Source organism: Bradyrhizobium sp. SK17, from assembly GCF_002831585.1.
Classification (GTDB): domain Bacteria; phylum Pseudomonadota; class Alphaproteobacteria; order Rhizobiales; family Xanthobacteraceae; genus Bradyrhizobium.
Map to the genome: position 1 here is coordinate 774,076 of NZ_CP025113.1, position 15,284 is coordinate 789,359.

Consider the following 15,284-nt stretch of genomic DNA (forward strand, 5'->3'; position numbering starts at 1 on the left):
GTCAGGCGGTCCGCGCCAATTCCCGGACGGCAGCCTTGTCCTCCCTTGGCGCTTCGTCGCCACTGTGAGTCAGTTCGCGGAACGTCTCGATCCTGGCTGGCGCGCCGAGCAGATAGCCCTGCATCTCGTCGCAGAACTCGTCACGCAGGAAACGCAGCTCTTCATCCGACTCGACGCCTTCGGCAAGCACCGGCAGGCCGAGCCCGCGACCGATGCCGAGCACGGCGCGCACGATCGTGGCAGCCTGTTCATTGGTATCGACCGATTTGATGAACGAGCCGTCGATCTTGATCTTGTCGAACGGGAATGCGCGCAGGTTCGACAGCGACGAATAGCCGGTGCCGAAATCGTCCATGGCGATGCGAACGCCGAATCCCTTGATCCGCCGCAGCGTCGCCAGCGCGCGATTGAAATCGCGGACCAGCGCCGTCTCGGTGATTTCGATTTCGAGCCGGCGCGGCGACAGCCCGGTCTCCAGCAATACCTTGTGCACGTCCTGCACGAAATTGGCGTTGTAGAGCTGGGCACCCGAGACGTTGACGGCCACCGTCAGCGGTTGCGTCCAGTTCACCGCCTCCTGGCACGCCTTTCTCAGCACCCAATCGCCGATCTCCAGGATTGAGCCGGACTCCTCGGCGATCGGAATGAAGACCGCGGGCGAGATCACGCCGCGCGTCGGGTGCTTCCAGCGCAACAGCGCCTCGAAGCCGGTCACGACCCCGGTGCGAATGTCCTTCTGCGGCTGGTAGACCAGCCACAACTCGTCACGCGAGATCGCATGCCGCAGATCGTGCTCGATCATGCGCCGCTCGCGGACGTCGGAGCCCATCTTCGCCTCGAAGAAGCGGTAGGTGGAGCGGCCCTCGGTCTTGGCGCGATAGAGCGCGGTGTCGGCATGCACCAGCAGGGTCTCGCGCTCGGACCCGTCATCCGGGCAGATCGCGATGCCGACGCTGCTGGAAATACTTTCGACCTCGGGCATGATGTCCTTGCGGCGCAACGCATCGAGGATCGATTCGGCCAGATGGCTGACCGCCGAGGGGCTGGCAAGCTGCGGCACCAGGATGGCGAACTCGTCGCCGCCCAACCGGGCCATCATATGCCGCTCGCCGAGCACTGCGGTGACGCGCGAGGCGACGGCCTGCAGCACCTTGTCGCCCGCGGCATGACCGAACAGGTCGTTGACCTCCTTGAAGCGGTCGAGGTCGAGACAGAGCACCGCCAGCTTGTCGCCCTTGGCCAGCGCGTTGCCGACCTCCTGATCCATCCGCGTGTTGAAATGGCTGCGGTTTGGCAGCGACGTCAGCGCGTCATGGTGCGCCAGATAGCGAATGTGCCGCTCGGCCTCGCGGCGCGCGCGCAGATCGCGAACCGCGATGACCTGATGCGGCCGGCCGGCAAAATCCAGCGATCGCCGGATCAGTTCGACCGGGATCACCGAACCGTCGGCGTGATGCAAATTGGTCTCGATCGGCTTGTGCGGATCGGCCGCGATCCTGGCGAGCGCGATCTGGTCCGGAAAACAGGTTGCGAGGCGGCCGCCGACGAGTTGCTCTGACGAGGAGCCGGCGAGATGCACGAAGCTGTCATTGACGGTCACGATGATGTCGCCGTCGCAGACCAGCAGCCCCTCGACCGCGCCGTTGGCGAGACCGCGCATGCGGTCGGCCTCGATCTCCATCCGGCGGCGTTCGCGCAGGTCGAGCGCGCTGCCGGTCAACGCAAGCAGGATGATGACGAAGCTCGCGACGCCCACGGCGCCGGCAAGCCATTCGGCCGGCAGCGCCGAACGCGGCACCACGATCGTCGGGTCGGGGATGATCGATACCGCGCCCATCGCCGTGAAGTGATGGCTGCAGATCGCCAGCGTCAGCAGCAGCGCACCCAACACCTTCCACTTCAGGGACCGGTCATGGAGACCCGCGGGCAGCGCGGCCGCGCCGATCACCGTACCGATCACGATCGAGGCCACAACGAGCGCGGGGTCCCAAAGGATCACTCCGGCGACCTCAAACGCGGCCATGCCGGTGTAATGCATCGCGGCGATGCCGCCGGCGACGATCGCCCCGCCCAGTGCCGGCCCGAAGCGCCAGCCCGGACGCATCGCAACCGCCAGTCCCACACCGGTCAGCACGATGGCCGCAACCAGCGACAGGAAGGTCAGCTTGATATTGTAGCCGCTCGGAAGTCCCGGTGCGAAGGCGAGCATCGCGATGAAATGCGTCGCCCAGATGCCGAAGCCGGTGGACACCGCCGACACCACGATCCAGACACCGCGCATCTGACCGACCGAACTCCGTGCGTGGCGCAGCAGGTTGATGGCGGCATAGGAGGCAAGGCTACAGACGACGGCGGCCAGCCCAACGAGCCACAAATCATGCTCGGTCGCGATGCAATTATAGACCTTGAACATCTGATCAGTACCGTAATTGATGGATCCATAAGAGGCCGTTATGGGTCCACCGTAGGCAGCAGCGTATTACGAGTGGTAAACCCCCGTAAAAGACCGGTACTGATGCTCGACATGGTAAACAATCGGTCCGGTCGGGGGCGGAGCGACAGCTTGCACCTGTCCATCCCGGGCAGCATCCAGCCCTTGGTAACCAGCGGTCAACCAAGCGGCCCCAGCACGACAATCGTCCCGGCCGCGGCCGGGGCAATCGCTTATGGCCACGAACAGTTTTGCGCGGCCGTTTCCACGTTCGTCATGGCCGGGCTTGTCCCGGCCATCCACGTCTTTCTCACGCGGTAATCAAGACGTGGATGCCCGGCACAAGGCCGGGCATGACGGAGTTTGTGGGGAGATCGAGCCCATATGCGATTGCCCTGCGGCCAAGGCCGGGACGATCTCGAACGTATCACGCCAAGCTCAATTGCTCTCGTCGAGCACCTTGAAGGCCTCTTCGAGCTGCGGAGACAGCGCGACGTTGAGCTTCTCGCCGGTCGGCAGGCGGGCGACGAACCATTTGTTGTAGAGCGGGATGATGTCGCGGTTCGAGGCGAGCTTGCGGAATGCGCGCTCGACCACTTCCTTCATCTGCGGCTCACCCTTGCGGTACATGATGCCGTAGGGATCGTAGGACAGGTAGTCGCCGGTAACGCGGAATTTGTCCTGCGACTTGTGCCGCGCGATCAGGCCGTAGAGCAGGATGTCGTCGGTCGCGAACGCATCGGCCTTGCCGTCCACCAGCATCTGGTAGGACTGCTCGTGGTCGCCCGATGTGACGATGTTGAGCCCGAGCGATTGCTTGGCATCAACATTGTGCATCGCCTGCTCATTGGTGGTGCCTTTGGTCACCACCACGGTCTTGCCCTTGAGATCGCCGACCTGATTGACGCTAGAAGCCTTCGGGACCATCAGCTTGGTGCCGGCCACGAACATCAGTGGCGAGAACGCGACCTGCTTGCCGCGCTCCGCATTCGCCGTGGTCGATCCGCATTCGAGATCGATCTTCTTGTCGACGACCGCCGGAATGCGATCGTCCGAGGTGACCTTGACGTAGTCGATCTTGAGGTTGGCGTCGTCGACCTCTGCCCCGATCTCGTCCACGATCGCGTCGCACAGCTCGAGGCTGTAGCCGATCGGCCGATTGGAATGGTCGAGGAACGAGAACGGCGGCGAACTCTCGCGATAGCCGAGCCGCACACTATGCGTGGCCTTGATGTTGGCGAGCGTGGGGCTGAGCCCCTCGCCGCCGGCCGTCTGTGCGAGGGCCGGTGCTGCCAGCAGACATGCTGCCAGCACCAGCCCTTCAGCCAGGATCGGCCTCCAGCGGGCAGGATGCATGCGTCCCTCCCGTCAATGTGCCGGCACAGCGTCACCGGCGACGGCATCGGACGGCACGGCGTCGTCGGGCCCGAGCTCATGCTCGGCCTTCAGCTCGCCCTCCCACTTCGCGACCACCGCGGTCGCCAGCGAGTTGCCGATCACGTTGGTGGCGCTGCGGCCCATGTCGAGGAAGGTGTCGATGCCCATGATCATCAACAGCCCGGCCTCGGGGATGTTGAACTGCGACAGCGTCGAGGCGATCACCACCAGCGACGCGCGCGGCACGCCGGCGACGCCCTTCGAGGTGATCATCAGGGTCGCCAGCATCGCGAACTGGGTGCCGAGCGACATCTCGATGTGATAGCTCTGCGCGATGAAGATGCTCGCGAAGGTGCAGTACATCATCGTGCCGTCGAGGTTGAAGGAATAGCCGAGCGGCAGCACGAAGGCCGAGATCCGCGAGGAGGCGCCGAACTTGTTCAGCCCCTCCAGCGTCTTCGGGTAGGCCGCCTCGGACGAGGCGGTCGAGAACGCGATCATCAGCGGCTCGCGGATCAGCCGCAGCAGATGGCTGTAGCGTGGCCCGATCACGATGAAGCCGACCATCACCAGGATGCCCCACAGGAGCAGCAGCGACAGGTAGAAGCCGCCCATGAACACGATCAGCTTCCAGAGCACGCCGAGGCCGTTCTTCGAGACCGTCGCCATGATCGCGGCCCACACCGCGATCGGCGCGAACAGCATCACGTAGCCGGTGACCTTGAGCATGATGTGCGCGAGGTCGTCGATCAGGCTCATGATCGGCTTCGACCGCTCGGGCATGGCGCCGAGCGCGACCGCGAAGAACACCGCGAACACCACGATTTGCAGGATCTCGTTCTGCGCCATCGCGTCGGCGATCGAGGTCGGGATCAGATGGGTCAGGAATTTCTCGACCGAGAACGCCGACACCGGCAGGCCGGTGGATTGGGCCTTGTCGGGCAGCGTGCCGGGGAAGTTGGCGCCGGGCTGCAGCAGATTGACCATCACGAGGCCGAGCAGCAGCGAGATGAAGGAGGCGGAGACGAACCAGCCCATGGTCTTGGCGAAGATGCGCCCGAGCTTGGCGCCGCTGCCCATATGCGCGATGCCGCCGACGAGGGTTGCGAACACCAGGGGCGCGATGATCATCTTGATCAGGCGCAGGAACAGCATGGCGATCAGGTTGACGTCTGCTGCGATTTCGGCACGGCTGTCAGGAAAATAGTTGAAGACAATCGTCCCCATCGCGATGCCAAGGACCATCGCAATCAGGATGTACTGCGTAAACCTGTTCGACATTCTCTTACCCCGTAAGTTCCCGGCGAAGGGCAAGTGTGGCAGATTTACGCACCTATGCAACACGCTTCGCGCCGAGCGGGACTTTGCCGAAATGTTCCCGTTGTGGAATGCCAGCGCGCGGACTAGCGTTCATGCAGCGCACAATCTGTGCAATGCGCTGCGTAACGCGCAGCCAATTGCATGCGAAACGACCAACGCGAGGGGAGACATCGCCAATGAACGACACCGTCAATCGCCAGATCCTGCTTGTTGAAAAACCGACCGGCAAGCTTGGCCCCGAGCACTTTCGGCTGACCAAGGGCACCGTCCCCGTGCCGAAGGACGGCGAGGCGCTGCTGCGCACGCGCTACATCTCGCTCGATGCCGCCAACCGCGCCTGGATGCACGGCGCCACCTACCGCGCCGCGGTGGAAGCCAACACCGTGATGGCCGGCGGCAGCATCGCAGAGGTGGTGTCGTCGAATGACCCCGCCCTGAAGCCGGGCGATGTCGTGTTCGGCGACACCGGCTGGCAGGATTACGCCGCGGTGCCTGCCAAGCACCTGTCGAAGATGCCGAAGCTCGAGCCGATGACGCATCTGCTCAGCGTCTACGGCATTGCCGGCCTGACCGCCTATTTCGGCCTGCTCCATGTCGGCAAGCCCAAGGAGGGTGAGACCGTGGTGGTGTCGGCCGCGGCCGGCTCGGTCGGCTCGATCGTCGGCCAGATCGCCAAGCTCAAGGGCTGCCGCGTGGTCGGCATCGCCGGCGGCAAGGACAAGTGTCACTGGCTGACATCGGAGCTCGGCTTCGACGCCGCGGTCGACTACAAGGACGGCGCCACCTACAAGGCGCTGCGCGCCGCGGCGCCCAAGGGCATCGACGTCTATTTCGACAATGTCGGCGGCGACATCCTGGAAGCCTGCCTGTCGCAGATGAACAACCGCGGCCGAATCGCCTGCTGCGGCGCGATCTCACAGTATGACGGCGTGCCGTCGGCGCATGGCCCGCGCGGCGTGCCCGGCCTGATCGTGGTGAAGCGGCTGATCATGCAGGGCTTCATCGTGATGGACTACATGGACCAGCGCGACACGGCGCTCGCCGACCTGCAATCCTGGGTCTCCTCCGGCAAGCTCAAGGTGCAGGAGGACGTCATCGACGGCATCGAGAACACGCCGCAGGCGCTGATCGGGCTGCTCGCCGGCGAGAACCGCGGCAAGCGCATGGTGAAGGTGTAGAGCCGAGAAGCAGGTGCGTAGGGTGGGTTAGCGAAGCGTAACCGACCTTTTCCTTCGCATTGGCATGGCGGGTTACGCCTTCGGCTAACCCGCCCTACGCAGCTGGGTGACTGGGATGCATTGAGGACGCGGGGCTAGTGCACCGTACCCGAGGCCTGCGGCGCGGCTTGCGGCCCGGCCGTCTTGCCCTTCTTCGCCTTGCGCCAGTTCTCGAAATTCTGCACCACGACGAAGAACGCCGGCACGAACAGCACCGCGAGGCAGGTCGAGGCGATCATGCCGGAGAACACGGTGATGCCGATCGACTTGCGGGCGTTGGCGCCGGCGCCGGTCGCGATCACCAGCGGCAGCACGCCGAGGATGAAGGCGAACGACGTCATCAGGATCGGCCGGAACCTGGCGCGCGCGGCGTCGATCGCCGATTCCAGCACCGGCTTGCCGTCGCGGATATGATGCTCGAGCGCGACCTCGACGATCAGGATCGCGTTCTTGGCCGACAGCGCGATCAGGAGAATGGTGCCGATCTGGGTATAGAGATTGTTCTCAATCCGGAGCGCCGTCAGCACCAGCATCGGCCCGAGCAACGACAGCGGCACCGCCAGGATCACCGAGATCGGCGCATACCAGCTCTCATATTGCCCGGCGAGCACGAGGTAGACCAACAGCAGCGCCAGCGCGAACACGAAGTAGATCTGACCGCCGACCGCCTTCTCCTGGTACGACATCGCCGTCCACTCATAGCCCGTCCCCGGCGGCAGCGTCTTGGCGGCGATCTCCTCCATCAGCGTCATCGACTGACCCGAGCTGTAGCCCTGCGACGGCAGGCCGATGATGGTGGCCGACGGATAGAGATTGTAGAGGCTGATCAGCGACGGCCCGACCGACGGCGTGATGTTCGCCACGGTGCCGAGCGGGATCATGTCGCCGTTGCTGTTGCGCACCATCATGTTCTGGATGTCGCGCAGCGTCAGTCGGTATTGCGCGTCGGCCTGGGTGTAGACCTGGAAGGTGCGGCCGAACTTGGTGAACTGGTTGACGTAGCTCGCGCCCAGATAGGACGACAGCGTCGAGAAGATCTGGTCGGTGGTGACATGCAGGGTCTGGGTCTTGATGCGGTCGACCTCGACGTCGAACTGCGGCACCATCGAGCGGAACGACGACTGCACCCGTTGCAGCGAGCTTTGCGTCTGGGCGTTGCTGACGACGGCGCCGGTGACCGCTTGCAGCTTGCCGTAGTCGGCATTGCCGTCGCGCAGCTGCACCTGCATGGCAAAGCCGGCGGCGTTGCCGATGCCCTGGATCGGCGGCGGCGGGATCACCAGGATGCGCGCCTCCGGGATCACCGCGAGCCGGTCGTTGAGGCCGTAGACCAGCGAGCGCAGATCCTCACCCGGGCCGCGCGAGCCCCAGTCCTTCAGGATCACATAGGCGACGCCGGCATTGGCCAGGCTCGACGAATTGTCGAGCGCCGAGATGCCGGCGATGCTGACCACCTGCTCGACCCCCGGCGTCTTGCGGGCGATCTCGGTGACCCGGTCGAGCACCCGCTGGGTGCGATCGATCGCAGCGCCGTCGGGCAGTTGCACGGCGGCCAGCAGGTAGCCCTGGTCCTCGATCGGGATGAAGCCGGTCGGCACCCGTGACAGCCCGTAGCCGGCAATTCCGATCAGGACCAGCGCGACGAGCACCGAGGTCTTGGCGTGGCCGGCAATGCCGCCGATGATCCGGGTGTAGCCCCGCTCCACCCGGTCATAGACCGCGTTGAAGCCGCGGTAGAAGAAATTGCGCTGCGCCGGTGGCACCGGCGGGCGCAGCCACAGCGCGCACTGCGTCGGCTTCAGGGTTGCGGCATTGACCGCACTGAGCAACGCAGTCGCCGCGATCACCAGCGCGAATTGCGCGTACATGCGGCCGGTCAGCCCGGGCAGGAACGCGGCCGGCAGGAACACCGAGATCAGCACCAGGGTGATGCCGACGATCGGCGCGAACAGTTCGTCCATCGCCTTGATCGCGGCGTCATGCCCGGACATGCCGCGCTCGATATTATGCGCGGCGCCTTCGACCACGACGATGGCGTCGTCGACCACGATGCCGATCGCCAGCACGATCGCAAACAGCGTCGACAGGTTGATGGTGAAGCCGAGCGCGGCCATGGCCGCGAACGCGCCGATGATGGTGACCGGCACGGTGGTCGCCGGCACCAGCATCGCCCGCCAGTCCTGCAGGAACACCAGGATCACCACCAGCACCAGCAGGCCGGCTTCGATCAGGGTCCGGTAGACCTCGTCGATCGAGGCCTGGACGAATTTGGTGGTGTCGAACGGCGTGTCGTACTGGATGTCCCGCGGGAATTGCCTGGCGAGCTCCGCCACCTTCTTCTGCACTTCCTTCTCGACCTGGAGCGCATTGGCGCCCGGCGACAGGAACACACCGATGCCGGTGGCCGGCTTCTGGTTCAGCGAGAACACCTGGCTGTAGGTCTGCGCACCGAGCTCGACCGAGCCGAGGTCGCGGACCCGGATGACGTCGCCGACATTGCCGGTCTTGACGATGATGTTCTCGAACTGGCTCGCGTCATCGAGCCGGCCGTTGACGTTCAGCGTATACTGGAAAGCCTGCCCCTGCGGCGCCGGCGGCGCGCCGACCTGCCCGGCGGTGACCTGCTGGCTCTGCTGCTGGATCGCCTGGATGACGTCCTGCGGCATCAATCCGCGCGCTTGCAGCTTGTTCGGATCGAGCCAGACCCGCATCGAGTATTGCCCGGCGCCGAACACCGTGACGTTGCCGACGCCCGGCAGGCGGGACAGCTCGTCGCGGATGTTGATGGTGGCGTAGTTCGACAGGAACAGGCTGTCATAGGTCTTGTTCGGCGAGGTCAGCGTCACGAACAGCAGGATCGAGGTCGATCGCTTCTGCACCGTGACGCCCTGGTTCTGCACCGCGGTCGGCAATTGCGACAGCGCCGAGGAGACGCGGTTCTGCACCAGCACCTGCGCGAAATTGAGGTCGGTGCCGATCTTGAAGGTCACCGTCAGGGTGTAGGTGCCGTCGGCGCCACTATAGGACTGCATGTAGAGCATGTCCTCGACGCCGTTGACCTGCTGCTCGATCGGCAGTGCCACGGTGTCGATCACGGTCTTCGCCGACGCGCCGGGGTAGCGCGTCGTCACCTGCACCGTCGGGGGCACCACGTCGGGATATTGCGCAATCGCGAGATTGAACAGCGCCACCCCGCCGATCAGGATCATCAGGATCGCGATGACGTTGGACAGGACCGGCCGCTCGATGAAGAATTTCGAGATCATGGCGCGCCCCTCACTTGGCCGCGGCCGGCGTCGCGGCGCCCTTTTGAATCTGCGGATCGACCTTCTGTCCGGGGATCGCGCGCAGCAGACCGGCGGTCACGACGCGGTCATCGACCTTCAGCCCGCTCTCGATGACGCGCAGGCCGTCATCGAGCGGGCCGGTCGTCACCTTGCGCTGCTCGACCACATTGTCGGCATTGACGACCAGGACGTAACGGCCGGCCTGATCGCTGCCGATCGCGACGTCAGGCACCAGCAGCGCGTTGTCCTGCTTGTCGAACGGCACGCGAACCCGGACATAGAAGCCGGGCAACAGCACGCGCTCCGGATTCGGCACCAGGCCGCGGACGGCGAGCGTTCCGGTCGACTGGTTGATGGTCGGCGAGATGTAGTCGAGCTTGCCTTTGTGCGGATAGCCGGTCTCGGTCTGTAGGCCGACCTCGATCGGCAGCTGCCTGATGTCGCTGACGGAGATGCCGCGCCGGCGCGCTTCGTCGCGCACCCGCTGCACATCCTGTTCATTGACGTTGAAATTCACATAGATCGGGTCGAGTTGCACGATGGTGGCAAGCTGGGTCGGCGATGCCACGCCGACCAGTTCGCCGACCGAGACCAGATGGTTGCTGACGATGCCGTCGAACGGCGCTGCCACATTGGTGTAGCCGTAATTCACCGCGGCGATCTTGGTGTTGACCTGGGCCTGTTGCAGATTGGCCTGGGCGTTGTCCCGCGTCGATGTCGAGGTGTCCAGCGTCGCCTGCGACACCGCCTGGCGCTGCACCAGATCCTGCTGCCGCTTGAAGTCGGCCTCGGCCTGCTTCAGCGTCGCCTGCGCACCGACCTCGGCGGCCTGCGCCTGCTCCAGCTTCAGCTTGTAGGTCTCCGGCTCGATCGTGAACAGGGTGGTCCCCTGCTTCACGGCGGAGCCGTCCTGATAGTTGATCGCCTGCAAGAAGCCCTGCACGCGCGCGACGAGATCGACGGTCTTGATCGGCGCGGTGTTTCCGGTTGCGTCCAGATAGCGTGTGATGGCGCGCTGCACTGGCGGCGCAACCTCGACCTTGGGCGGCGGCGGCGCCACAAAACTGTTTTGCTCGCAGGCACTTAAACCGACGAAGGCGGACATGACGAACGCCGCACGCGCAAGCGGTGCACTTCGCAGCCGCACAAAATTGATCCGCATGAAATGTGCCGATGCGCGCGCATGCTTCATTTCCGGGCCTCAATGCAAATGACTTAAATCAAACACGCCGAGTGAAATCAGCTTTGCCCTCCATAGCAACAATCCGCTTGCAGCGGAACTCGAAAGCGAAAATGATACCGCTCGCGAAGGTTGCTACAGCAAGAATTTTCAGAACGCAGTTCAGTTGAGCCGGCGGCTTCCGGCGCGACAAGAGGATTTATTCAGATGATCAATGCGTTGACACGTGCAACGAAGCACTCCGCATGGCTTGCGGTTGCGGCATTCATCAGCACCACGCCGGCGATGTCGCAGGCGCCGAGCCAGGCGCAGCGCGACGCCATCAAGTCGCAATGCCGCAACGACTACATCGCACACTGCTCCAGCGTCCCGCCGGGCGGCGAAGCGTCGCTGCAATGCTTGCAGAAGAACATGGCAAGCCTCGGTCCCGGCTGCGCCAGCGCGGTCAAGGCCGTGGAAGCACCGGCCGCCGCGCCCGCGGCAGCCAAGACCGACGCGGCGCCCGCAACCACCGCGGCCAAGCCCGCGGAGACGGCGGCGCCGAAAGCTGCCGCCGCAGGAAAGCCAAGCAGCGCGCAGATCTCGGCGATCCGCAGTGCGTGCCGCTCCGACTATCCCAAGGTTTGCGCCGGTGTGCCGACCGGCGGCGCGCCCGCATTGCAATGCCTGGAGAAGAACAAGGCGAAGCTCTCACCGGCCTGCGAGAAGGCGGTGGCGGCTGCCGGCGGCGGTGGCACCGCGCCGGCCGCGGACGCCGCGCCGGCACCAGCGGCCGCGCCGGCTGCGGCACCGGCTGTGATCGTACTACGGCCGTTGCGACCGCGCGAAGAGCTGTTCGTGCTGCGCTCGGCCTGTGGCGGCGACGTCCGCTCGATCTGCGGCGGCGTGCAACCTGGCGGCGGGCGGATCGTGCAATGCCTGGCAACCAATGCCGGCTCGCTGTCGCCGGCATGCCGTGAGGTGCTGGCGCCGTTCGCGGCGCGCTGATCCCGCTTTTTTCACGCGACTGACCGGAAGAGGGAGCGATCGATGCTGCGTATTGTCCTGACCGCCGCGCTGCTTTGCGGCTCAACCGCCGTCCTTGCCCAGGAGCTGACCACGGCGCAACGCGACGCCTGCATGGGCGACTACCAGAAGTTCTGCAAGAGCGTGACGCCCGGCGGCGGACGGATCATCGCCTGTCTCGCCAAGGAGAGCGACAAGCTGACGCCCGCCTGCAAGAAGGTGCTGGTGGAAGCGGAAAAGAAATAGCCGCCCGACGGTGAGACGACATGTGTCCGGCGATTGGCCGGGCACGGAGCCGCAGCACCTTGTTGTCACCCACAGGCCAACAATACTTCACTCCGGGAGAGGGAATCATGACGCGTTCAATTTTGCTGATCGCCGCGGCCCTGCTGTGCTTTGCCGCGACCATGACCTTTGAGTCCTCCGACGCCAATGCGGTGGTTTGCGCCCGCGGCGTCTATCGCGCCGGCTGCGCCGGCTATCGCGGGGCAGTCGTGGTCCGCAGGCCGCCCGTCGCCGGCTGCCGCTGGATTTGGGTCGACGGGGTGAAGGTCCGCCGCTGCTACTGAGCGCTTCGCCGCCACGCAGCGGCGTCGGTGCGCGCATTTTCCCTCTGGCGTTCCCGCCAGAGGGCGATTAGTCTGGACCCAAATTGTAAGTACACTGTCAATCTGGGAGGCAGACGTTGCGTATCGCCGTGATCGGCGGAGGCCCCGGTGGGCTCTATTTCGCCTATCTCTGGAAGAAGCGTCACCCCGACGCCGAGATCGATCTGTTCGAGCAGAACGCGGCCGGCGCCACCTGGGGCTTCGGCGTGGTGTTTTCCGAGCAGGCGCTGGACTTCCTGCGCGCCGATGACCCCGAGACGGTCGACGCCATCACCCCGAAGATGGAGAGCTGGAAGAACATCACCCTCAACCTGCGCGGCGAGAGCGTCGAGATCGACGGCGTCGGATTCTCCTCGATCGGGCGACTGGCGCTGCTGACGATCCTGCAAGAGCGCGTGCGCAGCACAGGCATCACGCCGCGCTTCGACACCGCGGTGCAATCGGTCGACGAACTCAAGGGGTACGACCTGATCGTCGCCGCCGACGGGCTGAACTCGGTGGTCCGCCGCGGCAATGAGGCCGCGTTCGGGGCCTCGGTCGCGCATTCCTCCAACAAATTCGCCTGGTATGGCACCACGAAGCCCTTTGCGACGCTGTCGCAGACCTTCGTCGCGACCGAGCGCGGCAGCTTCAACGCCCATCACTATCGCTATGCGAAGGACATGAGCACCTTCCTGGTCGAGTGCGATGCGGCAACCTGGGAAGCCTATGGCTTCGCCGACAAGAGCATCGAGGCGTCGCAGGCGATCTGCGAAGAGGTGTTCGCCGCGACACTGGACGGCCACCGGCTGATCTCGAACAAATCGGTGTGGCGCAACTTCCCGTGGATCTGGAACGAGCGCTGGTCGCACGGCAACATCGTGCTGATCGGCGATGCGCTGCATTCGGCGCATTTCTCGATCGGTTCGGGCACGCGGCTTGCGATCGAGGATGCGATCGCGCTGACCAAGGCGCTGGAGAGCGAAAGTGGCGTTGCCGCGGCGCTGGCGCGCTACGAAGCCGAACGCAAGCCGATCGTGAAGAAGCTCGTCACCGCGGCGCGGACCAGTGCCGACTGGTACGAGCATTTTCCGGCGCATATGAAGCTCGATCTGATGGATTTCGCCTACAGCTACATCACCCGCTCCGGCCGGATCGACGACGCGCGGCTGCGCGCGATGTCGCCCGCCTTCATGGCCCGGTACGAAGCCGCAAAGGGACAATCATGACGGGGATCGCCGACCAGGTTCCGCTGGATAGTCCCGGTGCGCGCGAGATCGGCTTCACGATCCCCGAGCGCTACAATGCGAGCCGCATCCTGTTCGACAATCTCGGCAACGGCAACGCCGGGCGTCTGGCGCTGACCGGCCCTGCCGGCACGCGGACCTATCGCGGGTTGTGCGCCGATGCGGCGCGCTGGGGCCACGCCTTCCGGTCGCTCGGGCTGCAACGCGGCGACCGCGTGCTGCTGTTCCTCGACGACACGCCGGCCTACCCGGCGGCGTTCTTCGGCGCGGTGCGCGCCGGCTTCGTGCCGCTCCTGATCAACACGCTCACGACACCGGAGCTGTTGCAGTTCTATCTGTCCGACGCCGGTGCAAAGGTTGCCGTCACCGATGCCGAGTTCTGCTCGCGCTTCAACGCGGAGGCCTGCAAGGACACGCCGCTGCGTACGCTGATCGTGGTCAACGGCACCGCCGACGATCACGCGGTTGCCGAAGCCCGCAACGCCGGCGATTGGCTGCAAGGTTTTCCCGGCGACCTCGACGAAGCCGACACCCACCGCAACGAGATGGCGTTCTGGATGTATTCGTCGGGCTCGACCGGCCGGCCCAAGGGCATCGTGCATTTGCAGCACGACATGGCCTATAGCGAGCAGGCGTTTGCCCGCAGCGTGCTGAAGCTTCAGCCCGGCGACATCTGCCTCTCGGTGCCGAAGATCTTCTTCGCCTATGGCTTCGGCAATTCGATCACGTTTCCGTTCTCGGTCGGCGCCGCGACGCTGCTGCTGCCGGGCCAGCCGAAGCCGGCCGCGATCTTCGCGGCGATCGGACAATACCGACCGACGGTGTTCTTCGGCCTGCCGACGCTCTACATCTCGCTGACCAAGGCCGAGGGCGCTGACGCGGCGGATTTCTCCTCGCTGCGCATGGCGGTGTCAGCCGCGGAGGTGCTGTCGGCCGAGGTCTTCAACGGCTGGAAGCAACTCACCGGCCTCGAGATCATCGAAGGGCTCGGTTCGACCGAGGTGCTGCACGTCTATCTCAGCAACCGCGCGGAGCAGAAGAAGCTCGGCGCGGCGGGTCTGCGCGTGCCCGGCTACGAGATCATGCTGCGCGACAGCGACGGCCGCGAGGTCGGCGACAATGAGGAGGGCATCCTGTGGGTGCGCGGCGATTCCGCCACGCCGCTGTACTGGAACCGGCCGGACAAGACCGCCGAGACGGTGCGTGAGGACGGCTGGATCTACACCGGCGACCGCTTCATCCGCGACAGCGACGGCTTCCACTTCTTCCGCGGCCGCGCCGACGACCTGATCAAGATCTCCGGCCAGTGGGTCTACCCGCTGGAGGTCGAGCTCTGCCTCGCCGATCACCCCGATGCCCGCGAATGCGCCGTCTACGCTGCCGAACTGCCGGACCGCCGCATGACGCTCAGGGCCGTGGTGGTGATGAACAAAGGCGGCTTCGACAGCAACGAGGCGACGCGGCGGCTACAGGACTACGTGAAGACAAAACTGCTGCCGTACAAATATCCGCGCGAGGTGAAGTTCATCGACGAGCTGCCGAAGACCGGGACGGGGAAGATCGACCGCCAGGCCGTGATGCGGATGTGAGGCGGCCTTTCGAGTAAGCGCGGCTTCCACAAATTCGGTGTCGT

The 15,284-nt window shown here is 65.0% G+C and carries 11 protein-coding genes; 6 read left to right on the forward strand and 5 right to left on the reverse strand.

All coding sequences use genetic code 11. From position 1 onward, the window contains the following. Window position 1: 1 nt before the first annotated feature. The 3 genes from CWS35_RS03635 to CWS35_RS03650 all read right to left on the reverse strand — a co-directional run bounded on the left by CWS35_RS03635 (window position 2) and on the right by CWS35_RS03650 (window position 5,089). A complete protein-coding gene (locus CWS35_RS03635; protein ID WP_100950816.1) occupies window positions 2–2,413 on the reverse strand; it encodes an EAL domain-containing protein in 2,412 nt (803 codons plus the stop codon). Window positions 2,414–2,869: 456 nt separating this feature from the next. After that, window positions 2,870–3,787 carry an amino acid ABC transporter substrate-binding protein gene (locus CWS35_RS03645; protein WP_100950818.1) on the reverse strand — a complete coding sequence of 306 codons (918 nt, stop codon included), beginning with the start codon at window positions 3,785–3,787 and terminating at the stop codon, window positions 2,870–2,872. 12 nt (window positions 3,788–3,799) lie between these two features. Then, the gene (locus CWS35_RS03650; RefSeq protein ID WP_024581577.1) at window positions 3,800–5,089 is read right to left on the reverse strand and encodes a dicarboxylate/amino acid:cation symporter; all 1,290 of its coding nucleotides are present in this window, start codon (window positions 5,087–5,089) and stop codon (window positions 3,800–3,802) included. A 215-nt stretch (window positions 5,090–5,304) separates the two neighbouring features. On the opposite strand from CWS35_RS03650, the gene CWS35_RS03655 reads away from it, so the two are divergent. Beyond that, window positions 5,305–6,306, forward strand: coding sequence for an NADP-dependent oxidoreductase (locus CWS35_RS03655; protein WP_100950820.1), 1,002 nt, complete (start codon window positions 5,305–5,307; stop codon window positions 6,304–6,306). Window positions 6,307–6,440: 134 nt separating this feature from the next. On the opposite strand, the gene CWS35_RS03660 is transcribed toward CWS35_RS03655, so the two are convergent. Together CWS35_RS03660 and CWS35_RS03665 are read right to left on the reverse strand one after the other, a co-directional pair. Further along, window positions 6,441–9,611 carry an efflux RND transporter permease subunit gene (locus tag CWS35_RS03660; RefSeq protein WP_100950822.1) on the reverse strand — a complete coding sequence of 1,057 codons (3,171 nt, stop codon included), beginning with the start codon at window positions 9,609–9,611 and terminating at the stop codon, window positions 6,441–6,443. A gap of 10 nt (window positions 9,612–9,621) precedes the next feature. Continuing rightward, entirely contained in the window at window positions 9,622–10,737 is a 1,116-nt protein-coding gene (locus tag CWS35_RS03665) for an efflux RND transporter periplasmic adaptor subunit (protein WP_100955992.1), read from the reverse strand. Window positions 10,738–11,019: 282 nt separating this feature from the next. Between CWS35_RS03665 and CWS35_RS03670 the strand changes: the two genes are divergently transcribed. The 5 genes from CWS35_RS03670 (at window position 11,020) to CWS35_RS03690 (ending at window position 15,240) form a co-directional block, all read left to right on the forward strand. Beyond that, window positions 11,020–11,799, forward strand: a complete 780-nt coding sequence (locus CWS35_RS03670; protein WP_168226257.1) for a cysteine rich repeat-containing protein — start codon at window positions 11,020–11,022, stop codon at window positions 11,797–11,799. A gap of 42 nt (window positions 11,800–11,841) precedes the next feature. Next, window positions 11,842–12,063, forward strand: a complete 222-nt coding sequence (locus CWS35_RS03675; RefSeq protein WP_024581572.1) for a cysteine rich repeat-containing protein — start codon at window positions 11,842–11,844, stop codon at window positions 12,061–12,063. Between the two features lie 107 nt (window positions 12,064–12,170). Next, on the forward strand, window positions 12,171–12,386 hold the full coding sequence (locus CWS35_RS03680; RefSeq protein ID WP_100950826.1) for a hypothetical protein: 216 nt from the start codon (window positions 12,171–12,173) through the stop codon (window positions 12,384–12,386). A 116-nt stretch (window positions 12,387–12,502) separates the two neighbouring features. Beyond that, on the forward strand, window positions 12,503–13,633 hold the full coding sequence (locus CWS35_RS03685) for an FAD-dependent monooxygenase (RefSeq protein WP_100950828.1): 1,131 nt from the start codon (window positions 12,503–12,505) through the stop codon (window positions 13,631–13,633). Then, window positions 13,630–15,240, forward strand: coding sequence for a benzoate-CoA ligase family protein (locus CWS35_RS03690; protein ID WP_245438852.1), 1,611 nt, complete (start codon window positions 13,630–13,632; stop codon window positions 15,238–15,240). Before CWS35_RS03685 ends, CWS35_RS03690 begins: the two co-directional genes overlap by 4 nt. Window positions 15,241–15,284 lie beyond the last annotated feature (44 nt).